We start from the raw sequence: 23458 nt of genomic DNA, 5'->3' as shown, positions 1-23458 counted from the left end.
TGACAACAGACCGCAACGACGTGATAAGTGAATAAAATCGCTTGGAACGCTTATTTTTGTCAGTGAACCTATTCCAGGTCGCGGTTTTAGCGCCTGTGATAACGAAAAAATTTCTTATAAGCCAACATTCAGGGAATAGCTATGCAGATTGGTGTTCCAAAAGAGAGGCTCGTTAATGAAACGAGGGTAGCTGCGACACCCAAGTCGGTTGAACAGCTCATTAAGCTCGGTTTTGACGTCGTAGTAGAAAAGGGAGCAGGCGAAAAAGCAAGCTTTGAAGACACTGCGTACGAACAAGCTGGGGCGAGCATTGTTGATACAGACGCTGCCTGGCAGTCTGATATCATCTTTAAAGTTAATGCACCAGGCGTGATTGAAGAAACTGGCCAAGATGAAGTGGCGCTGCTCCAAGCGGGTACCACCTTGGTGAGCTTTATTTGGCCCGCTCAGAACGAAGAATTACTCGAGCGCCTGTCAGCGCGTAACGTTAACGTGATGGCCATGGATTCGGTCCCCCGGATTTCACGGGCGCAATCATTGGATGCGCTAAGCTCAATGGCGAACATCGCCGGCTATCGTGCGGTGGTTGAAGCCGCGCATGAATTTGGTCGCTTCTTTACCGGACAAATCACGGCGGCGGGTAAAGTACCGCCTGCGAAAGTGTTTGTCGCGGGGGCTGGCGTTGCTGGGCTAGCGGCGATTGGCGCAGCCGGTAGCTTGGGGGCGATTGTCCGTGCTTTTGATGTTCGTCCTGAAGTGAAAGAACAAGTCGAGAGCATGGGCGCGGAGTTTCTAGAAGTCGACTTTAAACAAGACAATTCAGACAGTGGCGATGGTTATGCCAAAGAAATGTCTGACGAGTTTAATCAGGCGGCAGAAAAGCTTTATGCGCAGCAAGCAGAAGATGTTGATATCATTGTTACGACGGCATTGATCCCAGGCAAACCGGCGCCCACGCTGATCACCAAAGAAATGGTCGATAGCATGCAGCCGGGCAGCGTGATTGTCGATTTGGCCGCAGCCAATGGCGGTAACTGTGAATACACCGAAAAAGACCAAGTGATCACCACCCCCAATGGAGTGAAAGTGATTGGCTACACCGATATGGTCGGTCGTTTACCGACGCAATCGTCACAGCTTTATGCGACTAACTTGGTTAACCTCACTAAACTGCTTTGCAAAGAAAAAGACGGCAACATCAACATTGATTTTGACGATGTGGTCGTGCGTGGCGTCACCGTGATCAAAGAAGGCGACGTCACCTGGCCAGCGCCGCCTATCCAAGTCTCCGCGCAACCGAAAGCAGAGCCTAAAGCGCAACCTGCCCCGAAACCGGAAGCTAAAAAGATGTCCCGTGCGACCAAATATGGCCTGATGGCCGTCGCGGCCGGGGCGTTTGGTTGGGTGGCGAACTATGCTCCCAGTGAGTTCCTCTCGCATTTTACCGTTTTCGTATTGGCCTGTGTCGTGGGCTATTACGTGGTATGGAATGTTACCCACGCGCTACATACCCCGCTGATGTCAGTGACCAATGCGATCTCTGGCATCATCATCGTGGGGGCGTTGTTGCAGGTAGGGCAAGGCATTGGTTTTGTGACTGTCCTTGCGTTCATTGCCGTGTTGATCGCCAGTATCAATATATTTGGCGGCTTTACTGTTACAAAGCGCATGCTTGAAATGTTCCGTAAAGGGTAAGGAGAAAGAATGTCTGAAGGATTGGTACAAGCTGCGTATATTGTCGCTGCGCTCTGTTTTATTCTCAGTTTGGCTGGGCTATCAAAGCAAGAGTCAGCGCGCGCGGGTAACTATTACGGCATTACCGGGATGGCGATCGCTCTGGTTGCGACGATCTGGGGGCCTGAAGTGCAAGGTGTGGGCTGGATCATTCTGGCCATGGTCATTGGTGGCGCGATCGGTATTTATTACGCCAAGCGCGTAGAAATGACAGAAATGCCAGAGCTGGTGGCGATGCTACACAGCTTTGTGGGTCTGGCTGCGGTATTGGTGGGCTTTAATACCTATATTGATCACCCACCGCTGACGGGTGCGATGCTTAATATCCACTTGGTTGAGATTTTCCTCGGTGTCTTTATCGGTGCGATTACCTTTACAGGCTCGATCGTTGCCTTTGGTAAGCTACGTGGCGTGATTTCTTCCAAGGCCCTGATGTTGCCACATCGCCATAAGCTTAATTTAGCCGCTGTCGTGGTCTCGTTCTTATTGCTGATTAGCTTTGTCAACGCAGAAGGCTCAACTTTTGCACTGATTGTAGTGACCATTATTGCGCTCGCGTTTGGTTATCATCTGGTGGCCTCGATTGGTGGTGCAGACATGCCCGTGGTGGTGTCGATGCTGAACTCCTACTCTGGTTGGGCTGCGGCTGCAGCAGGCTTTATGCTGGCGAACGATCTGTTGATTGTTACCGGCGCACTGGTGGGCTCATCGGGGGCCATTCTGTCTTACATCATGTGTAAAGCGATGAACCGCTCATTCATTAGTGTGATCGCCGGTGGCTTTGGTTCTGATGGTTCCGCATCTTCCGGTGATGAGGAAGTGGGTGAGTACCGTGAGAGCACAGCCGAAGACGTGGCAGAAATGCTCAAAGAGTCAAACCGTGTCATTATCGCACCAGGTTATGGTATGGCAGTGGCACAAGCACAATATCCCGTCTACGAAATCACAGATAAACTGCGTTCAATGGGTATTGATGTGCGTTTTGCAATCCATCCTGTTGCGGGGCGTTTGCCAGGACACATGAATGTATTGCTTGCTGAAGCCAAGGTGCCGTACGACATTGTATTGGAGATGGATGAAATTAATGATGATTTCCCTGAAACTGATACGGTTTTGGTTATTGGTGCGAATGATACGGTAAACCCTGCCGCCACCGATGATCCGTCTAGCCCCATTGCGGGCATGCCGGTCCTTGAGGTTTGGAACGCCAAAAATGTCGTGGTGTTTAAGCGTTCTATGAATACAGGCTATGCAGGGGTACAAAACCCGCTGTTCTTTAAAGATAACAGTAGCATGCTGTTCGGGGACGCGAAACAAAGCGTTGAAGCGATTTTTAAAGCGCTGTAATCGAACGATTTGTTATCTTGCGAAGAGCCAGTTCCGACTGGCTCTTTTTTTTATGGGAGAGATGCTACTTTAAGAGCCAATAAGCGTCGGTGCTCTCGACGACCCACAACTGACCGAACTTACATACCACTGACATTTTTGTAAGTTTTAATGGTAAGCTTATTAGCATGCGAAATCTGCTGCTAATCATTCTCACGCTGATAGTCTGGCCAGCCTCAGCGGCGAGTACATTTTCGGAACAAATGACTGCGTTTCGGGCTCAGTTGCTCTTGGCTGATCCTATTGCACGCTATAATCTGATTGGTATTAATCGTGCTTTTCCACGCGTTCTGCTGAGCCCAGACAGTTTGTTGCCGCAGACCGCCAACTATCCCTTGAAAGATATTCGACGTCTTTATCAGGCAGCTCAAAAATGCCAAGGGCCATGGCCGGTGAATCCGAAAGTCACTGAACCGCTGGTTTTTACTCGGGCCATGTGTAACAACACTCAGCTACCTGTTGCTTGGTTTTCTCGTTCTGGTTTTATTCATCCTGGAGGCGGGAGTTATGCGGCCAAGTATGCCGAGCAATTTCCAGCACGGCGTAGTGAATTAATGCGATTTTTTCATATTCAAGAGCGTCCACAAGCCACACCGGACAGCCTATTAGGCAGGCTACAGAGAATGGAGTCGGATGCGGTTGAAGCGTTGAACGGTGGAGCAGAAGCATTAATCAGTCATGATGAAATGTGGGTGCGTGTTGGTAGCTATTATCATTTATATCCCGCCCAGCAGTGGCAACCTTTACTGGCAGCGTTTGATTTGCGTCTAACTCCTCGCGGGAAGCAAGACTTTTGTTTGGCTCGTGTGGGTAATATTTGTTGGAATGAGGAAAAAGCGCCCAGCTATTGGCCCTATTTGGTGGGTGCATTGATTATTATCAACTTGATTGCGCTCGGCGGGTGGGCGTTTAACCGATGGACAGTACAGCGTCGGTTGATGCAAGAGCGCATGCTGGTGTTACAAATATTGACGCATGAACTACGTACACCGATCGCGAGCTTGTCGATGACCGTGGAGGGCTTTCGGCGTAAATTCGACGCCTTACCGGATCCGTTTTATGATGAGTTTCGCCGCCTTTGTGAAGATTCAAGACGCCTGAAACAGTTAGCTGAGGCGAGTAAAGACTATTTACAGTCAAACCAAAAGCCACTAAGCAAAGAAACGATCCCATCGGTCGAAGAGTGGCTGGGTTACATTTGTGATGAACACCAAGTGACCTTACAAGTGAGTCAAGATGGCGCTGTGCGGGCTAATGTGTACTGGCTGACAACATCATTGAACAATTTGATTGCCAATGCGGTCAAATATGGTGTTGCACCCGTTGAAGTTCATGCACAGGTGTTAGCGGATCGTTTTACGATTGCGATACGTGATCAAGGTGATCTCAATGCCAAGGATTGGAAGCATATTCGTAAACCCTTTGTTAGCCAAAGTGGGCTTGGGCTCGGGCTGACAATTGTGGAATCCATGATTGAGCGCATGGGGGGTAAGTTAATCCTATCTGGGCCTCCCACTACATTTACTTTGGAGATTCATTGTGACGCAACCGACGTTACTTCTGGTTGAAGATGATGCCAACCTAGCTGATGGCTTGTTGGCAAGCTTGGAACAAGCAGGCTATCGCTGCTTATATGCAGAGAGTGCGACGAAAGTCGCTGAGTTATGGCGTGATGCGGATCTTGTTATCCTTGATCGTCAACTGCCTGAAGGTGATTCAATCGAATGGCTAGCCGACTGGAATAAATTGAAAACCATTCCCGTCATCTTACTAACGGCAATGGTTTCTGTGCGCGACCGTGTTGGCGGATTAGACTCTGGCGCCACTGATTACATCACCAAGCCCTTTGCAGAGGCCGAGCTGTTAGCGCGTGTACGTGTCCACCTTCGCAACCCCGTCGGGGAAGTTGAGGCCTCGAGTGATGATATTGTTATTAATGATGTCCGAATCGATACGGCGAGCCGCGCTGTCTTTGGTGGTGAAGAAGAAATCACATTGACCCGCACTGAATTTGATTTACTGCATTTCTTAGCCAAAAACGCTGGTCGTGTGTTTACGCGTGATGAGTTGCTCGATCAAGTTTGGGGGTACAACCATTATCCCACGACACGCACAGTAGATACTCATATTTTGCAACTGCGGCAGAAGCTACCATCGGTCAATATAGAGACCTTGCGCGGTGTTGGCTATCGTATGAAAGCATGATGGCCAAGAAGTGGGTTATTCTCGGCGTCTTACCCACAATACTGGGTGCTGGTGGCGTACAGGCCGCTTGGTTTGATGGTAATGACGCGTTAACGACGGCCCATCAACGCCTATTGAAAGGACAAACGGCGGCGAGTGTTGAGGCTATGATTGAAGCTTGGCAGCAATCTGACCTCTCTGCGGCAGAGCAGGATCACTTGGCGCAGTTGTTATCGCTAGCGATAACTGAAGACTGTGGACGCAGTTTGAGTCAGCAGACGTTACCCGATTGGTTGAGTAATCTCTCCATTCGTCGAGAAACCATTCAAACGACCAGCCGAGTCTATTATCGTCTTCAAGTGTCTGGTGAATCGCAAGCGGGTGTTGACGCACTCACGCTAAAGAAGTGGCCTGACCAAACCGTTATTAGCGGCGATTTATCGGCGACGCAACAGCATCGTTGGCGTCTGACGCAAGATGGACTATCCGAGCCTGTATCAGAGGGGCTTTATCAATTGGCTGCTGAGTCAGTCTCCGGTAAACATTGGTCGAGCTGGTTACTCCTGACTCAGCCTCAGCCTCGCCAAACCCTTAGCTGGAAAGACACAAGAAGTTGGCATATTGCTCCGTTTGACGACTTTAACTCGACCTGTCAGCGTCCCTTTCTGACGCTTAACCTCTATCCCCAAAATAAACCAGATGGTGCCCCGATTTGGTCAGCAGAAAAGCATAAGCGGCTGCCTACCCAGTTACCGATGCTGGATGTGCCTAATGGGCAGTATTGGTTCAGTGTTGCCTTGATTGAACGTCGTTGGCAAGGCGCACTGTCGATAGAAGAAGTGCAACGCATCGGACGCGCAATGGATCTACCAGACTTGGAGCCAGGGGCTCTGGATGCCATTGCACCTGATGCTGATAACGAATAAAACGGCGTTTAGACCTGTGGGAGTTTGATAAAGCTCACAGGTTTTAGTGAATGCCGTCCGTCCCTCGGGTTTAACCTCTATCCTTGCTATTAATCGCTAATCGGACACATAGAGGCAGCCCAATGACTTTTAAAACCAAAGCGCTCGTTCTCGCTTTAGCCGCTTGCTCATCCAGTGCGATGGCTGCAACCAATCCAACCGACGCGCGCGGTAATGCAATGGGCGGGGTTGGCGTTGCATCGGGGGATTATCTCTCAGCGGGGTTCCACAATCCTGCGCTGGCCGCGCTTGACCCTGACAGCGCGTTTGGAGTACTAGTGCCTTATCTCGGCGCTGAGGTGCGTGACCCCGATGAACTTGTTGATGGGCTGGATGATGTCGCAGACGCCTTTGACACCAACGATACCAATCAAATCGAACAGTCATTGAGAGCGGTGCAAGGCGATAAAGCCTACCTTGATGCCGGCCTAGGTGCTGCGGTGGGTATTCCTACGGGGTCTGTTTCGGCGACTCTGTATACGTCGGGCTTAATTGAAGGGGCGATCTTACCTGATATTGACACCAGTGACTTTGGCTTAACCTCCAACCCCAATTCAAATGCGACGATTATTGCTGCCGGAGTCGGCGAGTTAGGGGTGGCGCTCGCTACCAACCTAGAATTGGCGGGACAGCGTGTGGCGGTGGGTGTCACACCGAAACTGCAAAGAATCACCACTTATAATTATGGCGTTTCGGTTGATGAGTACGATACGGATAATTGGGATGATAGCCGCTACCGTGAAGAAGAAAATACCTTTAACCTCGATCTTGGGGCAGTCTGGCAATCCGGTCCTTATCGAGTGGGGCTAGCAGGAAAAAACCTCGTTAGCCAAGATGTTGATACCGTTACCAGTGCCAGAACAGGCCACCGTTTCACGTATGAACTTGAGCCACAAATCACGCTTGGCTCGGCGTTTGTGTCTGACTTTGTCACTTTGGCGGCAGATTTAGACTTGAACAAGAAGAAAGGTTTCAAAGGCTCCCTGGATGTGGATGACGACACCCAATTTTTCCGAATTGGGGCAGAGTTTGACGCCTTTGGGCATGCTCAATTGCGCACGGGTTATCGCGCGGATCTGGAAGATAACGTTGATAATGCGTTTACGCTCGGTTTAGGGTTGTCTCCCTTTGGTGTGGCCAACTTCGACATTGCTGCCAGTATTATTGATAGCAATAGCTATGGTGGCTCGGCACAGCTGGCGTTTACTTTCTAACGCTGCATTTTGGATGACAAACGACAAGGCAGGCCCTAAAATGGCCTGCTTTTTTGTATCACTACGACCTATCACTAAGAGAGCAACCCGATGTTTGATGGCGTGACGTTAAACCATGAACAACAACAAGAAGCGGCAGAGCGTATTCATGCGCTGATGGCGGAAGGAATGAGCAGTGGCGAGGCAATTATGCAGGTTGCTAACGAAATTAGAACGCAAGCAGCGCAGGCATCCTCGCCTGAAGAGTGAGACAAGCTGCAAACAAATCGCCTTTTTATTTACAATTCGACCAATCCCTGATTTATTTAAAGGAGATCAGTAAAAGGAGTGTCGGATGAGCAATCGGCTTGAAAAGGCGCGCGAGTGGGCGAGGGTGCGGCACGCACTGCAACGTTATGGTGCCCAACCTTATCGCTGCCATCTCGATCATGTCGAGCGAATTGCCGCGCCTTTTGGTGAACAGGCTCGTATTGTGGCGCAATTGCATGACATTCTGGAAGACACGGCAACACGTGTTGATGAGATATCTGTGCTTTTCGGTCCAACGATAGCCCGAGCGGTGATGTTAGTGACTGATCCGAGCCGGCCTAATCGTGAGGAGCGAAAGCGTGCGTTAAATCAACGATTGATCGTCCTGGATCCGACGGACGAGGCGGCTTGGTTAGCGCTTATTGTTAAAACATGTGATCGTTTGGCCAATGTTATCGCGAGCAGTGAGCATAGCCTCTCACGCTTTCAGCAGTATCAGCGTGAACACGGCGGCTTTAGAGTGGCGGTCTTTCGGCCAGGATTGTGTGACAACTTGTGGCAAGAATTAGATGGGTTGATTGATGCCGGACAAAAAGCAGACCGGCATCCAGATCATCAACTACATGCATCAATATCGTAAATTAAGCGTCGATATCATAAATCGTAGGGATTGGTTGCCGTTTATGTTGTGTGGATTGATACACTCTAATAATCTTCTCTTTAGCTGCATCATCAATAGGCTTACCCTCAAGAAAATCATCAATCTGATCGTAAGTCAGCTGTAGCGCTTCTTCATCGGCCTTTTGTGGTGATAAATCCTCTAAATCTGCAGTAGGCACTTTATTGACCAAGACGGCAGGTGCGTCCAAGGTGGCGGCTAATTGGCGCACTTGACGCTTATTAAGACCAAATAGTGGCGCGAGGTCACAGGCACCATCGCCAAATTTAGTATAAAACCCGGTGATGTTTTCTGCAGAGTGATCGGTGCCCATGACTAGGCCCTGGGTTAATCCCGCTATTTCGTATTGCGCAACCATTCTCGCGCGGGCTTTCACATTTCCTTTGGCGAAGTCGATACGGCTGTCGCTATCAGGCACTAAACCTACCGCAGATACGGCATCCAATACCGACTGATGTGTGCCGTCGACACCCTGTTTAATGTTGACGGTCACGACCTTGCTTGGCTTGATAAATGACAAAGCAAGTTGTGCTTCGTCCTCATCTTTTTGCTCACCATAGGGTAAGCGAACGGCAATAAACTGATATTGCTCCTTGCCAGTTTCTTGATTAAGCTCTTCAACCGCTAACTGTGCCAGTCGTCCACATGTTGAAGAGTCAACGCCGCCGCTGATACCTAGCACCAGGCTACGTGTACCTGAGCGTTGCAGCATGGTTTTTATAAAGGTAATACGGCGACGGATTTCTATCTCTGGATCAATGGTGGATTGAACGCGCATTTCTTCGCGGATCTGATGTTCCATGTTCTTTCCTCTCAATAACTCTGGCATGCAACGTAAGTGAAAGCTTTACTGCGCTTTATTGTGCATGATCTCTACCGCCTTGGGTATAGCCAAATCAATCTCCCAGCCTCAATCGCTACGTGTTAGGCTTTTGATTAGATTCATGGCATCATTCCCGCGCTTAAGACGGGTTGATAAAGAGAGATGTATGACAGAGAAAATTGCAGTGTTTGGTAGCGCCTTTAATCCACCGACCCAAGGCCACGCCTCGGTTCTTAAGCAGCTTAACCACTTTGACCAGGTACTCCTTGTCCCCAGTTATAAGCATGCTTGGGGAAAAGCGATGGCGTCTTACGATTCGCGTTGTCATTGGGTACAGGCATTGATTGATGATTTAGCATTGCCCAATCTTAAGCTCTGCCGGTGCGAAGCTTTCCTTGGGAAAAAAGGGGAGCCTGTCACAACTTTTATGCTATTGAGTGCTCTGCAGCAAGACTACCCAGACGCTGCATTGACTTTTGTCGTCGGGCCAGACAATTTGATTAAGTTCGGTCAGTTCGCCCATAGTGAGAAAATATTATCGCGCTGGTCAGTGTTAGGCATGCCAGAAAAAGTGGCAGTACGCAGTACTCATATTCGTGAACGTCTACAACAAGGCCTGTCAATTAGTGACTTGACCACGCCACGTGTAGCAGCACAGTTAACTGCATCGGCCTTTAGCGCTTAACGCTAGCTCTCGAAGGTCTTGGTGTAGCGGGCATACAGCGACGCCGCATCCGTGTCTGTTATGCCGATGGACGCTGCGGCTTTTTGCAGTGTTTGGCCCGACTTCAGTGCCGCCCGGAGTTGTCTCACGGTAAAATACTCATGCAAATCATCCATAGTAAGATGGGTGAGTGTCTGTAATTGGTGGTGTTGATCCGCATTTGCCGGTGGTTGGCCAACTTGTGCGCGAGCTACGCAGTCAGCAAGGCTTTTCGTTTGCCAGTCAAAGTCTTGGATGGGTGTCAGTAGCGAAACCTGATCTAACATGACATCTTGAACTCGGCGTGCTTGCGCTGATCGTGCAGCCTGATAGTCTGGGCTGCAGAGTGCAACAAAACTCGCAATGAGTAAGGGCGACAAATCAACATGGCCGGCAGGAGTGGGCAAGTCGCGCTTAATGCGTGGCGAAATAGCGAGTTGATGAACACGTGTGTTGGGCGGTATGGTCAGCGCATGCAGGCACCCAAAAGGCAGCCAAAATCCTTGGCTACTATGCACAGGGATATCTGCTTTCCCTAAGCGAACGCATACTAAGCCGTCCTCGACATACAGTAAGCTGGCCGTATAGCGGCGTTTACGAGGGGTAAATGTCAGTGATGATAAGTGGTAAAGAGTATGTTCGCTGGTGTACTTCATAACAGTGTCTCAACTTAACAAGGCGGCAATGGTGAGCACTTTTGTTGTCGAGGTCAAGTCAACAGCTGCAAAGGGAACTCCTGTGGCGAGATAAGGTCTGACCTCCAACCTGTGTAAAATGACGGTGGATTCACTTTGAATCCTTTTTTGACTGCGTAGAATAACGCGGTTTTTATTAGATATAACGGAAAAAAGTGCAGACAGTTAACGATCCTTTTCAAGAAATTCGGCCTTATCACGACGACGAAGTCCCCGATGCTATCCAGCGTCTGATTCAAGATGATGAGTTCATCAATGCGATTTTATCTTATCGCTATCCGCACGCATCAGGTCCGTTCGGTTGGCTACTCAAGCCTGCTTTGAAATTGTATCTGACCAAAAAGTGGAACAACATCAAAACGGTCCAAGATGTTCAGTTGCATGTTGCCAGTTATATGCGCAAGATGATCAAAACAACATGCGATAAAGTCACTGTTTCGGGCGTAGAAAAATTGGATCCAAGCAATGCGTATTTATTTGTCTCTAATCATAGAGATATTGCGATGGATCCCGCCTTGGTGAATTGGTGTTTACACCAACAGGGGTTAGACACGGTAAGAATAGCCATTGGCGATAACTTACTGCGTAAGCCTTGCGCAACGGAACTAATGAAACTCAATAAAAGCTTTATTGTAAAGCGTTCGGCCAGAGCCCCTCGTGAGATGATGAAATCGCTCTCACAACTGTCAGCTTACTTGCGCCTCTCTCTCGACGAAGGTCAGTCCATTTGGATTGCGCAACGAGAAGGGCGAGCGAAGACAGGACAAGATGTTACCGATCCGGCGATCTTAAAAATGTTCTTCATGGAAGGGCGAAAACGTAAGCAAGATTTTGATCGTTATATGGAAGCCCTGAATGTGGTGCCTGTGGCCATCTCTTATCAAAACGACCCGTGCGATCTCGATAAAGCGAGTGAGCTGGATGCCGTAAATCGGTTAGGGGCGTACGAAAAGAGCGAGTTTGAGGATATCCAGACCATTGTGAAGGGGATTGTCGGTGACAAACGGCATGTGCATGTGGCGTTTGGCGAGCCTGTGACGCTGTCACAAGATACGCCAGAGTCGATGGCAGCGAAGATTGATGCGCAAATCCATCAGTTATACCGCTTATATCCAGCAAACTATATTGCTGCCGGTGTGGAGCATGACAGTGTCACGCCAGCAGAACAGCGCCTGTATGAACAGAAGGTTGCACAAGCGCCAGAAACGACACGTGATTATTTACGTCAAATGTATGCAAACCCTGTTCTCAACCAATATACCACGTCGCCTGCCAGTGATAATCAAGAGAGCTATCTCGCTGCCGAGCAGAATAAGTGACGCCGTCACTTATCATGGCGATCCCAACTTGGAGGGTCGCCAATCTCCTCAAGCATAAAATCAACAAACTCTCTCACTTTTGGCGCGAGATGTTTACGTCTTGGATAAACAATATAAATGGGTAGCTCCAGGCAGGGTTGCCATTCAGGCAGTATCTCGACCAATTCACCAGTTTCTAATTCATCAGTCAGTAAATAGGTGGCTAGATAAGCGATCCCTAGTCCAGCTTTTACCGCCTCAAGCACCGCTGGTGCGTTATTAATCGTGTACTGTCCACTGACATGAACGACTTGCTTATTACCCGCCTTTGAGAAAGGCCATTTATCATAACGACGCTCACGACTTTGATAGGTAATGCAGTCATGATGACGTAACTCGCTTAATTGTGGCGGAGTGCCACGTATGGTGAGGTAATCAGGGGCTGCGACCAGTTTAAACTGACAGTCAGCGAGCTTTCTGGCTACCATTCCTTCAGGCGGGTGTTCATGGATTGCGACCCAGCAATCATAACCTTCTTCCACCAGATTAGGGCGGTGATCAAATAGGCTGATATCCAGATTAAGCGCGGGATACGCTTGTCGAAATTTAGCAAAATGGCGCGTCATTAATGTATTACCAAACGACTGCGCGACGCCAATTTTTAGTTTACCCGTCACCTCATTGCGGTAACCCGCGACCATCGCTTCGGCTTCATCTAAGGTCGCGATTACCTGGCTTCCATAATCGGCATATCGGCTACCCACTTCGGTTAAAGAGACGGATCGCGTGTTGCGCTGCACCAGTTGCACACCAAGCCGATCTTCAAGGTATCGAACCTGTTTACTCACTTGAGATTTAGAAATTCCCAGTCTTTCTGCTGCGCGAGTAAAGTGCTGCTCTTGCGCAACGGCAGCCAACACAACGATTTGTTGAAGGTATTCGAGCATTATACACACATCCATTTCGTTAATAGGGTAACACTACCATATAACGGTATCTGGCAGGAGTCTTCGTGACAACGTCACTTTCGCTTGGGCGCTAACGATGGTCGCGGATACTGTTTCGAATTCATTTTATTAAACTCCCCCTATATTGTGACATTAAGTTAGTGGGAAAGGGGACGTCGTTTGCCCTTTTCTGAGATGTGTCATCCTCTCACTGCTATTCCCTCTGAAAAACATAGATGCATTAAAATACTGTTTTATAATTAAAATTTAAAACTGTTTCCCTGTGTGGACATTTAAATCTAAGGGTTGTAAGCGCTCACTTTTATTTGTGTTGTAAAGTTACATGTTGGGGGTCGGATGCGTCTGAGCTTCCTTTTCGTATTAATAATATCAATTTATAAAATCAAAATGTCTTGTTTTTGTTCATTGTTCTATTCGCTTACACTCTTAGCAGGAGGTAAGCAATGATAGAGTTGATCAAACAGTTTTTTCTATTGGGCTGTATGTCCTTTGGCGGACCTGCCGCTCATGTGGGTTATTTCGAGCGGGTATTTGTCAAGAATAAGCGATGGCTAAGCGAAGAGACGTTTGCCTCGGGGCTGGCAATCAGTCAGTTCTTACCTGGCCCGGGGAGCAGTCAGTTAGGCATGTATATTGGCTATCAGCGCGCGGGTTATCTGGGGGCGTTTGGCGCGTTTGTGGCGTTTACCTTACCTTCCTTTGTCTTATTGACGGCAGCGGCGGTACTAAACAGTAGCGCACAAGCATCAGACTGGGTGGCAACGATCATCAGTGCGGCGAAGTTATTGGCGGTGGTGGTCGTGATTGATGCGACGGTGTCGATGGGTAAAAAGTTTATCAGCTCGTGGGTGAATGCCGCTGTCGCAGTTATAACGGCATTGTGGTTGTTACTGACGCCTTCAGGCGTGTTGTACCAAGTTCTGCCCATTTTGGTCGCCGGCATGGTTGGCGCAATAGGGTTTGCAAAACCGCAACAGAGCCACACACCGGTGTCTATTGCGTGGCGTCGTAGTGCCATTATTATTGGCCTGTTTTTATTATTGCTAACGGTGCCTTGGTTGTTTAACCAGACACTCTGGGTACAAGTGTTTAATCTTTTCTATCAGGCAGGGAGCTTTGTGTTTGGTGGTGGCCATGTAGTGCTACCTTTACTCGAACCCATAGTTGGTGACGTTGTCACAGATTCTGCGTTGATTGAAGGGTATGCGGCGGCACAGCTTGTGCCAGGCCCTATGTTTACCATGGCAAGTTACTTGGGTGCCAGTGTTGAGGGCTTGTCACCGCTTTGGGGCAGTATTATTGCCACCATCGCGATCTTCTTGCCTGGCGCGTTGCTGATGTTTGGTGTTTTACCCATTTGGGAGGCGGTGAAAACGCAGCCTCGTTTAGCCGGTGCCATCAGCCTCATTAATGCCAGTGTCGTGGGGTTACTCGCTGCCGCGCTTTACCAACCTGTATGGGTGTCTGCCTATGCGCAACCCCTTGATTTATTGCCTATTACGCTAGGTTTAATGGCACTTATCAAGTGGCGTGTTTCAGTGTTTTGGTTGCTCCTATTGATGATGGTGTATCAGTTTACTCTCGCGTAATACGCGCCCAATTTTGTAGCCCAGCCATGTTCTGGGCTATATTTTTGTATTATAATGCACTATAACTTTAGTGGTTGTTCAACAAAAGCTCAGTCACATCTGTCAATGTAGCTAAGCTTTATTCATCAATTGGTGAGGATCAGGCTTGGAACTGCCAGGGTTGGCGACTGCCCGTATCAGAGGCTGTTTGTGCCAGCTCAATGGCATAGATAACTTTGCTGGCGGAGATAGGGCAAACAGGCGAGGGTTGGTCATTTGTAATTGCCTGAGCTAACCCGTCGAATAGTCGATGGTATTGGCCATCTTCTAAGGTCAAGGGATCAGGTGTGACGCTGTCACCAACCTCAAGCATTCCCTGATACGCTTGTTCTCCGAAACCGGAGACGGTGACCATTAAACCGGCGCGTAGTTGATCTTCTTGGATATCTAAACCAAACGTACTAAAGGTCGCTTTTTCACCATGAACAACAAAACGCTCTGTGGTCCCAGATCGATAGGGGCTTGAGGAAAGAACCACCTCTTTGTCTGGGTAATGCAGGGTGACTTGAAAGTAGTCTGTCGTCTCACTGCCTGGGCGGAGTGCGCGGCAACTAGCCGAAACCGCATTCGGATCCCCTAATAAGTGCAGTGCTTGGTCAATTAAATGTGAGCCCAAATCATACAAGATACCGGCGCCTTCACCTGGTAGCTCACGCCACCGTTGACGAACCTCTGGGCGGTAGCGATTAAAGCTAGAGTGCATGACTTTGATGTCACCGAGCTCGCCTGCGAGGTGTAAGCCTTTCAGAGTGAGAAAATCACCATCCCAGCGGCGGTTATGGTAGGGGCACAATACTAAGCCTTTCTGTTTAGCCAGCGCGGCCAGCTCAAGGCCATCACGACTATTGGTGACAAAAGGCTTTTCCACTAAGACATGACAACCGGCTTCTAATGCTTGTTTAACATGTTGGTAGTGGAGGTGGTTGGGCGTGGTGATCACCACCAAATCCGGGGTTTGTTGCGCTAATAAGGTGCTGAGATCATCAAAGCAGGCCGCTTTAGGCAAGCGCTGTGCAACCTGATCGGGCTTACTGGACACAACAGCTGAAATAGCAAACTCAGAGATTGTGCTCAGAAAAGGAACATGAAATGTATTGGCAGAAAAGCCAAAACCCACCAAAGCTGTTTTTATCATAAAGCTCACTCGCATGACGACGTATTATCAGCACTTTATCGGACATCGACATGCCAATCAATCCAAGCGAGATGAGGTGTGATAATTCATCGCTGTTGAATGCGCCAAGGCATACAAAAGGGCGACATCAGAAGAATGCTTTAGGTTGTTGATACGGTTGCAAGGTTTGGTCAATCCAAGACGAAAGAATGTCGCGAGCTGTGTAAGATCTTCTGTCTCACTGTGGACAATATTAAACATTGGGTCCACAATGAGAGTGTGCAAGTATGAAATGGTGAATGATATGACAGCAGCACAAGCACTAAAAGCGGTAGACAAGAAGAAAATGGCTCAGGTCGGCTTCAAGGCTGCTGTAAACATAATGGAAGGATGGGGATGTGCCGGAGCAGACATGCAACGAATTCTTCGTATACCAAGGTCTACGTTCCAAAAGTACAAGGCTAACCCAGACACGATATCGATGGATGATGATCAGCTTGAGCGTTTAAGCTACATCGCAAACATCCACGGTAGTCTTCGAATCATCTTCGATAACCAAGAGAACGTTCAGGGGTTCATGTCTATGGAGAACAAAAACGCTTACTTCGAAGGGCGGGCTCCTTTATCTATTATTAGTAGCGGCAAGTTTGCTGACCTCTACGAAGTGTTCTGTCGTGTCGACGCTTTACGTTCAGGTCAGTGGGGGTAAAATGCCGAATGCTCGAGAAAATCAAGCGGTAGGATATAGGCTCATTCCGTCTAAGTACCCGACGATTGACTTGTTTGATGATGTCCTCAATCCTGAGGACTTTGAGGTGATGTATCAACTGCAAGCATTGACGAATCCACGTATTCTCGATGAAGTGGGCGATGTATCCCTGATTAAGCCGGAAGAAATCCCGTACCACTGTGAGCGTGAGCGTGGGCGTAGCTACGCTGTCGCCGCCTTTACTCACATTAATCGTGATGGTTCACGTTTCGCTGATGGCAGCTTTGGGATGCTGTATATCGGTGACACCGCACAAACCGCTTTAAAGGAAGTCATGTATCACCAGCGCAAGTATTGGACTGATGTTAATGGGCTTCACTATGATCGCTTGGTGTTTAGGGCGCTTCGTTTCACATTTGATGACGATAAAGTGATTGATGTGTGCGATAAGCCAATGACCGATCCAATCTACGACCTTATTGATTACTCTGCGGCACAGGCGCTTGGTCGTCAGGTTCGGCAAGATGATACATTAACAGGGATCCGCTACAACTCAGTACGAAATGAAAAAGGGAGCTGTTGGGCGATGTCTACGCCACAAGTCGTTAGCGACGTCATACAATGCTTCCATGCAGAAATGATTTGGAACGGAAAAGAAATCAGTCAGGTCGAGAAGATTTACTCAATGGCGTAATCGACAAGATTGTATGTTAACAAATTAACCCTTGGTGCGCATTATGTAAGTTAGGATTATGTTGAGGGTTTTCGGTCAGTACCATTGCGAAGCACTGGACGACTAGGAACGCCGGAAGACGTGGGCGAGTTTACGAGAATCGTCTGACAAGAGACTAGCCCGTAATATAAACCTCATAATGCGCATTTGGTGACATACCCCGATAATTCCTATCTCCCCATCTCCCCATCTCCCCGTCCCCCCATCACTTGCTTGCAAGTGATATAAGGGCGCACAACGGCGGTTAGCAGCGGTACAACAGCTAACCGCCCGAGACCAACACATACACTAAAAAACGCACGTGCCCTCACCATCCTGCGAGGCCATAGCGTACGTTCAATTTACTCTGACGTTGAGTTTTGTGCGCTCTCACCCTATGCGAGTCCATAGCGAGCTTTCAGCTAGTGCCGGCGTTAGGGCTTTTACTCCTACCTGACCACTACCTTTCATTAGAGATGGGCAAAGCAGATCACGGGGGCGGAGGAAGCGAAGCGCCGCCCGCGGGAGCTGTGCTATAGGTTCGGGTTCCTGTTACACCCGAACTAAGTCCGGACATCCGGACTCTGACCCTCTGCTTCCCCGAGATAATGTCTCTTAGTATCAACGGCCTCCCAGAGTTTATTGATGAACTCTTCCTCATCATCTATATAGTCCCACAGCGTTATCATGAGTATTGTGTCGTTTACTTTATTCATGGCATGACTTGCTTTGTATAAGAACTCCATAGGCGTTTTGCTTCGTTTAATGGCCTTTCCGCTACAGATTTCTCTTTCACTTATATTCAATATCTTAGCTAACTCGTGCACTTGGCTTGCTTTGGGCTCGGTTTTTCCATTTTCCCACTTTAGGTAGGTTTGCGGGGTAATCCCCATTTTTTTTGCTATTTCGCTTTGTTTTAGCCCTGCACGGCTACGGGCCTCCTTAAGTACATCTTTGAGCATGTCATATCTTCCATAAGTATATATTTCTTTCATTCTAACCCTACTTTTATGCACTCAGTCATTGATATACATACTAGTTTATATTAGCCTACATAAAAATGTACTTGACAGGTTTTTAGGTTTGCTTGGTTTTTTTATTGATCAACTGTTCATGCAACAAGATTACCCAGAGGGGGGCTTGCCTCTTGTCGGTACGCATGTGATTGAACGTGTTGATATGGAGACGGGCGAGCATTTACCTCCCAGTGTTAATCAGAAGGTTTTAGAAGGCTCTTACAGCACTAAGCTAACGATTCGTTGTAACGGCAACCGAGTCCGTGTGGAGGGGAACCCGTCACGTTGGCAACGCATGGATAATCTATTTGGACTTACTCAACTAGATGATTGTGTCGCCATTTATAACCATGTATTGGCGCAGTATGGGCTACCACCATTTACCAAGAACACCAAGCTTAAGCATCGTCAGTCACAGGATGGCAAGCGTTCAGGCCTTATCGGTAATGGCGCTGAGATTACGCTCATTGATTGGACACGTAATCACATGGTGGGTGCAAGGAAAGAGGCTTCCTTCATTCGGGGCATGTCGTCTATTCAGATTGGTAGAGGTCGAGAGCCCAAGCTTTACCCTAATGGCATGACGTGTAATTGGGGAGAGGCGTCAGAGTGGATGATGACCAAGCTTTACTGTAAGAGCTTTGAACTAAAAGAACATTTGCGTCGAGATAAGCGTAAAAAATACGGTGTTACAGAGACTCAACTGAATTATATAGACCAGCTAATTGATTACTGTGCAGAGCAGGGCGTCGTACGAGAAGAGCACAGCCTTAGACAAAAACTTTTAAAGCGCCACAACTTGCAGTTCTACGGGTTAGTTACAGAAGCAGACTTTCACGAACACTTACAAGATATCGAGAACGCTATGAAGACACTACATGCCACGCACGATACTCACTTATCTATTGCTGACCAACTCATATCATCGGGTGTGGTTAAGAGCCGCCAAGCAGCTAACGCTACGCAGTCATATGCAGTTTTATGGCAACAAGGCGTAGATCTTCGCTCTACGCTTAAGCGCTCTCAGTTTTATGAGCATAAATCTAGGTTGAAAGCCATAGGTATCGACATTGGACAACAATTTGATGTTAGCCGCATGTGCCCAACATTGAAGCGCTCAGAAGTTATTGAAGTAAAACCCCTTTCTATTCCCAGTTGGTACCAGCTGCCCAGAGTGGCGACTACCAACGTTTTACCATTCCATGCATACGCATCATGAGGAACACCATGTTAAAAATTGAGATCTTTGAAGAAGATGAACGCATTCTAACGCGCAATATTCCAGCTAAAGACGATCGTCCAGTCAGAGAGATACGAGAGCAGATTGCTTACGCGCACTTGGGCGGCAAGTTTCCGGTAGAGATGAAGTTACAGATTGAAGAAGGGCAGCCACATTATGCAGCAGGACTTTATACCGTTCACAACTCTAGCTTTATTGTTAATAAGTTTGGTGGTTTGGAGTTAAAACGTTTTGGCATGCTTATAGAGCCGATTGTTGCTTAACAAAGAGTGCGCAGCGGGTAGTGGGATACCCACTGCGCTTACCATCATGATTACATTGAGAGCATCACTATGGAAGACATGAAGTTATCACAACCAACAACTCAGTCAATAAGCCATTCCTTTGCAGACTTATTAAGGCCCAATAAAGTTCACCATTCAGAAGATAAGCCGCCTCATTATTGGTCTTTATCTGAGAAGGTTGAGCTTTGCCGTTTGGCTGCTCAGGGTAAAACACGCAAAGAGATTGCTAAAGAGCTAGGGCGTACACATCAGTCAGTTTTGAGTATGGCGCGTAAGCTGGGTGTGGTTTCAATGGGGAGTACATGTCAGAAGATAGCTAATTATATCATTGATAATTATCCTCTTTTTGGCGGGAGTGCGCTTGCTAAAAAGTTAAACATACCTTTCCGCCGAGTGCAGTACATAGCGAGAGAAAATGGCGTTAAATATAAACCTGTCGATAAATATAATCCGCCACTGCCCAGGGCATTAACTTGTTACGATATGGTCAAGCGTGTTTCTTTGCTTGATAGAGACTCGCCGCTTTCCAAAGATGCGGTGGAAGATTGCGTTATCATTTTTTATGACAAGCTTGGACCAAGTGCACCGATGATGGCCATGCATTTAGATGAATTGCTGGAACAAGTTGCACGCCATTTTAAGGTTGATGCACAAGCGCTCACATTAACACTGCTAGCGAAGAAGTTTCGCCACGATCATGTGTAATGGTCATAGCGCCTATCGATATACGCGGCCGGACATATGTCCGGTTTGCGGTAAGGTAGGCATAAATTATTGCGAATACATGTACCGAGGACGTGTATATTTGCACGAAGAACAATGCCCAAGTTGCTTAGGCTTGAAAGTCTATCCAACGACTTATAGTGATGGGAGAATTTATGAGACAAACCAATCAGGTATCGTGTGAGCCCGTAGTTGGCACCACGTGGACATCACAACAAGAAGATTGTGACATTTCATTGTACGTTGAAGAACGTTTAGAACTGGATAATGAATCATATCTTGTCACTGTTGTTGATGCGCGCTACAAGGATGACATGATGGAGCCATCAGAAGAATTGACCAAGAGCCAATGGGAGTCTTTGGTAGCATCATTTGATTTGTCATCAAACCTCTGACATCCAAGTGCGCATTATGTAAGTTAGGATTATGTTGAGGGTTTTCGGTCAGTACCATTGCGAAGCACTGGACGACTAGGAACGCCGGAAGACGTGGGCGAGTTTACGAGAATCGTCTGACAAGAGACTAGCCCGTAATATAAACCTCATAATGCGCATTTGGTGACATACCCCGATAATTCCTATCTCCCCATCTCCCCATCTCCCCGTCCCCCCATCACTTGCTTGCAAGTGATATAAGGGCGCACAACGGCGGTTAGCAGCGGTACAACAGCTAACCGCCCGAGACCAACACATACACTAAAAAACGCACGTGCCCTCACCATCCTGCGAGGCCATAGCGTACGTTCAATTTACTCTGACGTTGAGTTTTGTGCGCTCTCACCCTATGCGAGTCCATAGCGAGCTTTCAGCTAGTGCCGGCGTTAGGGCTTTTACTCCTACCTGACCACTACCTTTCATTAGAGATGGGCAAAGCAGATCACGGGGGCGGAGGAAGCGAAGCGCCGCCCGCGGGAGCTGTGCTATAGGTTCGGGTTCCTGTTACACCCGAACTAAGTCCGGACATCCGGACTCTGACCCTCTGCTTCCCCGAGATAATGTCTCTTAGTATCAACGGCCTCCCAGAGTTTATTGATGAACTCTTCCTCATCATCTATATAGTCCCACAGCGTTATCATGAGTATTGTGTCGTTTACTTTATTCATGGCATGACTTGCTTTGTATAAGAACTCCATAGGCGTTTTGCTTCGTTTAATGGCCTTTCCGCTACAGATTTCTCTTTCACTTATATTCAATATCTTAGCTAACTCGTGCACTTGGCTTGCTTTGGGCTCGGTTTTTCCATTTTCCCACTTTAGGTAGGTTTGCGGGGTAATCCCCATTTTTTTTGCTATTTCGCTTTGTTTTAGCCCTGCACGGCTACGGGCCTCCTTAAGTACATCTTTGAGCATGTCATATCTTCCATAAGTATATATTTCTTTCATTCTAACCCTACTTTTATGCACTCAGTCATTGATATACATACTAGTTTATATTAGCCTACATAAAAATGTACTTGACAGGTTTTTAGGTTTGCTTGGTTTTTTTATTGATCAACTGTTCATGCAACAAGATTACCCAGAGGGGGGCTTGCCTCTTGTCGGTACGCATGTGATTGAACGTGTTGATATGGAGACGGGCGAGCATTTACCTCCCAGTGTTAATCAGAAGGTTTTAGAAGGCTCTTACAGCACTAAGCTAACGATTCGTTGTAACGGCAACCGAGTCCGTGTGGAGGGGAACCCGTCACGTTGGCAACGCATGGATAATCTATTTGGACTTACTCAACTAGATGATTGTGTCGCCATTTATAACCATGTATTGGCGCAGTATGGGCTACCACCATTTACCAAGAACACCAAGCTTAAGCATCGTCAGTCACAGGATGGCAAGCGTTCAGGCCTTATCGGTAATGGCGCTGAGATTACGCTCATTGATTGGACACGTAATCACATGGTGGGTGCAAGGAAAGAGGCTTCCTTCATTCGGGGCATGTCGTCTATTCAGATTGGTAGAGGTCGAGAGCCCAAGCTTTACCCTAATGGCATGACGTGTAATTGGGGAGAGGCGTCAGAGTGGATGATGACCAAGCTTTACTGTAAGAGCTTTGAACTAAAAGAACATTTGCGTCGAGATAAGCGTAAAAAATACGGTGTTACAGAGACTCAACTGAATTATATAGACCAGCTAATTGATTACTGTGCAGAGCAGGGCGTCGTACGAGAAGAGCACAGCCTTAGACAAAAACTTTTAAAGCGCCACAACTTGCAGTTCTACGGGTTAGTTACAGAAGCAGACTTTCACGAACACTTACAAGATATCGAGAACGCTATGAAGACACTACATGCCACGCACGATACTCACTTATCTATTGCTGACCAACTCATATCATCGGGTGTGGTTAAGAGCCGCCAAGCAGCTAACGCTACGCAGTCATATGCAGTTTTATGGCAACAAGGCGTAGATCTTCGCTCTACGCTTAAGCGCTCTCAGTTTTATGAGCATAAATCTAGGTTGAAAGCCATAGGTATCGACATTGGACAACAATTTGATGTTAGCCGCATGTGCCCAACATTGAAGCGCTCAGAAGTTATTGAAGTAAAACCCCTTTCTATTCCCAGTTGGTACCAGCTGCCCAGAGTGGCGACTACCAACGTTTTACCATTCCATGCATACGCATCATGAGGAACACCATGTTAAAAATTGAGATCTTTGAAGAAGATGAACGCATTCTAACGCGCAATATTCCAGCTAAAGACGATCGTCCAGTCAGAGAGATACGAGAGCAGATTGCTTACGCGCACTTGGGCGGCAAGTTTCCGGTAGAGATGAAGTTACAGATTGAAGAAGGGCAGCCACATTATGCAGCAGGACTTTATACCGTTCACAACTCTAGCTTTATTGTTAATAAGTTTGGTGGTTTGGAGTTAAAACGTTTTGGCATGCTTATAGAGCCGATTGTTGCTTAACAAAGAGTGCGCAGCGGGTAGTGGGATACCCACTGCGCTTACCATCATGATTACATTGAGAGCATCACTATGGAAGACATGAAGTTATCACAACCAACAACTCAGTCAATAAGCCATTCCTTTGCAGACTTATTAAGGCCCAATAAAGTTCACCATTCAGAAGATAAGCCGCCTCATTATTGGTCTTTATCTGAGAAGGTTGAGCTTTGCCGTTTGGCTGCTCAGGGTA

Annotated in this window: 25 protein-coding genes; 19 read left to right on the top strand and 6 right to left on the bottom strand. The window is 47.8% G+C overall.

What is annotated here, in order from left to right:
• The first annotated feature begins 141 nt into the window (after window positions 1-141).
• From BUQ98_RS13080 to BUQ98_RS13045, 8 genes are all read left to right on the top strand, one after another.
• A complete protein-coding gene (locus BUQ98_RS13080) occupies window positions 142-1695 on the top strand; it encodes a Re/Si-specific NAD(P)(+) transhydrogenase subunit alpha (RefSeq protein WP_074214255.1) in 1554 nt (517 codons plus the stop codon).
• 9 nt (window positions 1696-1704) lie between these two features.
• Window positions 1705-3081, top strand: a complete 1377-nt coding sequence (gene pntB / locus BUQ98_RS13075) for a Re/Si-specific NAD(P)(+) transhydrogenase subunit beta (protein WP_074214254.1) — start codon at window positions 1705-1707, stop codon at window positions 3079-3081.
• Window positions 3082-3248: 167 nt separating this feature from the next.
• On the top strand, window positions 3249-4688 hold the full coding sequence (locus BUQ98_RS13070) for an ATP-binding protein (RefSeq protein ID WP_074214253.1): 1440 nt from the start codon (window positions 3249-3251) through the stop codon (window positions 4686-4688).
• Complete coding sequence (locus tag BUQ98_RS13065; RefSeq protein ID WP_074214252.1) at window positions 4660-5325, top strand: response regulator transcription factor; 666 nt, start codon at window positions 4660-4662, stop codon at window positions 5323-5325. The genes BUQ98_RS13070 and BUQ98_RS13065 overlap by 29 nt, the downstream gene beginning before the upstream one ends.
• The gene (locus tag BUQ98_RS13060) at window positions 5322-6230 is read left to right on the top strand and encodes a DUF2861 family protein (protein WP_254813933.1); all 909 of its coding nucleotides are present in this window, start codon (window positions 5322-5324) and stop codon (window positions 6228-6230) included. Before BUQ98_RS13065 ends, BUQ98_RS13060 begins: the two co-directional genes overlap by 4 nt.
• Window positions 6231-6352: 122 nt before the next feature.
• Window positions 6353-7483, top strand: coding sequence for a conjugal transfer protein TraF (locus BUQ98_RS13055; protein WP_074214250.1), 1131 nt, complete (start codon window positions 6353-6355; stop codon window positions 7481-7483).
• A gap of 90 nt (window positions 7484-7573) precedes the next feature.
• Complete coding sequence (locus tag BUQ98_RS13050) at window positions 7574-7732, top strand: YoaH family protein (RefSeq protein ID WP_074214249.1); 159 nt, start codon at window positions 7574-7576, stop codon at window positions 7730-7732.
• Window positions 7733-7817: 85 nt separating this feature from the next.
• Window positions 7818-8372: an HD domain-containing protein gene (locus tag BUQ98_RS13045; protein WP_074214248.1), complete on the top strand. Its 555-nt coding sequence runs from the start codon at window positions 7818-7820 to the stop codon at window positions 8370-8372.
• 1 nt (window position 8373) lies between these two features.
• Here the strand turns inward: BUQ98_RS13045 and nadE are convergent, their stop codons facing one another.
• Window positions 8374-9213, bottom strand: coding sequence for an ammonia-dependent NAD(+) synthetase (gene nadE / locus BUQ98_RS13040; protein ID WP_074214247.1), 840 nt, complete (start codon window positions 9211-9213; stop codon window positions 8374-8376).
• Between the two features lie 187 nt (window positions 9214-9400).
• Between nadE and BUQ98_RS13035 the strand changes: the two genes are divergently transcribed.
• Complete coding sequence (locus BUQ98_RS13035) at window positions 9401-9919, top strand: nicotinate-nicotinamide nucleotide adenylyltransferase (RefSeq protein WP_074214246.1); 519 nt, start codon at window positions 9401-9403, stop codon at window positions 9917-9919.
• Window positions 9920-9921: 2 nt separating this feature from the next.
• Here the strand turns inward: BUQ98_RS13035 and BUQ98_RS13030 are convergent, their stop codons facing one another.
• Window positions 9922-10593, bottom strand: a complete 672-nt coding sequence (locus BUQ98_RS13030) for a cupin domain-containing protein (protein WP_074214245.1) — start codon at window positions 10591-10593, stop codon at window positions 9922-9924.
• A gap of 194 nt (window positions 10594-10787) precedes the next feature.
• On the opposite strand from BUQ98_RS13030, the gene BUQ98_RS13025 reads away from it, so the two are divergent.
• On the top strand, window positions 10788-11951 hold the full coding sequence (locus BUQ98_RS13025) for a lysophospholipid acyltransferase family protein (protein WP_074214244.1): 1164 nt from the start codon (window positions 10788-10790) through the stop codon (window positions 11949-11951).
• A 5-nt stretch (window positions 11952-11956) separates the two neighbouring features.
• Here BUQ98_RS13025 and BUQ98_RS13020 read toward each other — a convergent pair whose 3' ends face one another.
• Entirely contained in the window at window positions 11957-12877 is a 921-nt protein-coding gene (locus BUQ98_RS13020; protein WP_074214243.1) for a LysR family transcriptional regulator, read from the bottom strand.
• Window positions 12878-13341: 464 nt separating this feature from the next.
• On the opposite strand from BUQ98_RS13020, the gene chrA reads away from it, so the two are divergent.
• Window positions 13342-14487 carry a chromate efflux transporter gene (chrA, locus tag BUQ98_RS13015; RefSeq protein ID WP_074214242.1) on the top strand — a complete coding sequence of 382 codons (1146 nt, stop codon included), beginning with the start codon at window positions 13342-13344 and terminating at the stop codon, window positions 14485-14487.
• A 139-nt stretch (window positions 14488-14626) separates the two neighbouring features.
• Here the strand turns inward: chrA and BUQ98_RS13010 are convergent, their stop codons facing one another.
• Window positions 14627-15661, bottom strand: a complete 1035-nt coding sequence (locus BUQ98_RS13010) for a Gfo/Idh/MocA family oxidoreductase (protein WP_074214241.1) — start codon at window positions 15659-15661, stop codon at window positions 14627-14629.
• A gap of 283 nt (window positions 15662-15944) precedes the next feature.
• Between BUQ98_RS13010 and BUQ98_RS13000 the strand changes: the two genes are divergently transcribed.
• A complete protein-coding gene (locus tag BUQ98_RS13000; protein WP_074214746.1) occupies window positions 15945-16349 on the top strand; it encodes an antitoxin Xre-like helix-turn-helix domain-containing protein in 405 nt (134 codons plus the stop codon).
• A gap of 1 nt (window position 16350) precedes the next feature.
• Window positions 16351-17043, top strand: coding sequence for an RES family NAD+ phosphorylase (locus BUQ98_RS12995; protein WP_074214239.1), 693 nt, complete (start codon window positions 16351-16353; stop codon window positions 17041-17043).
• 581 nt (window positions 17044-17624) lie between these two features.
• Here BUQ98_RS12995 and BUQ98_RS12990 read toward each other — a convergent pair.
• The gene (locus BUQ98_RS12990; RefSeq protein WP_077641507.1) at window positions 17625-18056 is read right to left on the bottom strand and encodes a helix-turn-helix transcriptional regulator; all 432 of its coding nucleotides are present in this window, start codon (window positions 18054-18056) and stop codon (window positions 17625-17627) included.
• 118 nt (window positions 18057-18174) lie between these two features.
• On the opposite strand from BUQ98_RS12990, the gene BUQ98_RS12985 reads away from it, so the two are divergent.
• From BUQ98_RS12985 to BUQ98_RS12970, 4 genes are all read left to right on the top strand, one after another.
• Window positions 18175-19296, top strand: a complete 1122-nt coding sequence (locus BUQ98_RS12985; RefSeq protein WP_074214745.1) for a phage/plasmid replication protein, II/X family — start codon at window positions 18175-18177, stop codon at window positions 19294-19296.
• A gap of 8 nt (window positions 19297-19304) precedes the next feature.
• The gene (locus tag BUQ98_RS12980; protein ID WP_074214235.1) at window positions 19305-19580 is read left to right on the top strand and encodes a single-stranded DNA-binding protein; all 276 of its coding nucleotides are present in this window, start codon (window positions 19305-19307) and stop codon (window positions 19578-19580) included.
• Between the two features lie 69 nt (window positions 19581-19649).
• A complete protein-coding gene (locus tag BUQ98_RS12975) occupies window positions 19650-20306 on the top strand; it encodes a helix-turn-helix domain-containing protein (RefSeq protein WP_074214238.1) in 657 nt (218 codons plus the stop codon).
• 173 nt (window positions 20307-20479) lie between these two features.
• A complete protein-coding gene (locus BUQ98_RS12970; protein ID WP_074214237.1) occupies window positions 20480-20719 on the top strand; it encodes a hypothetical protein in 240 nt (79 codons plus the stop codon).
• Between the two features lie 554 nt (window positions 20720-21273).
• On the opposite strand, the gene BUQ98_RS12965 is transcribed toward BUQ98_RS12970, so the two are convergent.
• On the bottom strand, window positions 21274-21705 hold the full coding sequence (locus BUQ98_RS12965; RefSeq protein ID WP_077641507.1) for a helix-turn-helix transcriptional regulator: 432 nt from the start codon (window positions 21703-21705) through the stop codon (window positions 21274-21276).
• A gap of 118 nt (window positions 21706-21823) precedes the next feature.
• On the opposite strand from BUQ98_RS12965, the gene BUQ98_RS12960 reads away from it, so the two are divergent.
• Both BUQ98_RS12960 and BUQ98_RS12955 read left to right on the top strand, forming a co-directional pair.
• A complete protein-coding gene (locus BUQ98_RS12960; protein WP_074214745.1) occupies window positions 21824-22945 on the top strand; it encodes a phage/plasmid replication protein, II/X family in 1122 nt (373 codons plus the stop codon).
• A gap of 8 nt (window positions 22946-22953) precedes the next feature.
• Window positions 22954-23229 (top strand): single-stranded DNA-binding protein, encoded by a 276-nt coding sequence (locus BUQ98_RS12955; protein ID WP_074214235.1) that lies wholly within the window; start codon window positions 22954-22956, stop codon window positions 23227-23229.
• Window positions 23230-23458 lie beyond the last annotated feature (229 nt).

This window comes from Salinivibrio sp. ES.052, from assembly GCF_900141775.1.
Taxonomy (GTDB): Bacteria; Pseudomonadota; Gammaproteobacteria; order Enterobacterales; family Vibrionaceae; genus Salinivibrio.
Note: the sequence above shows the minus strand (reverse complement) of the source record. Positions and strands in the feature narration are given on the sequence as shown.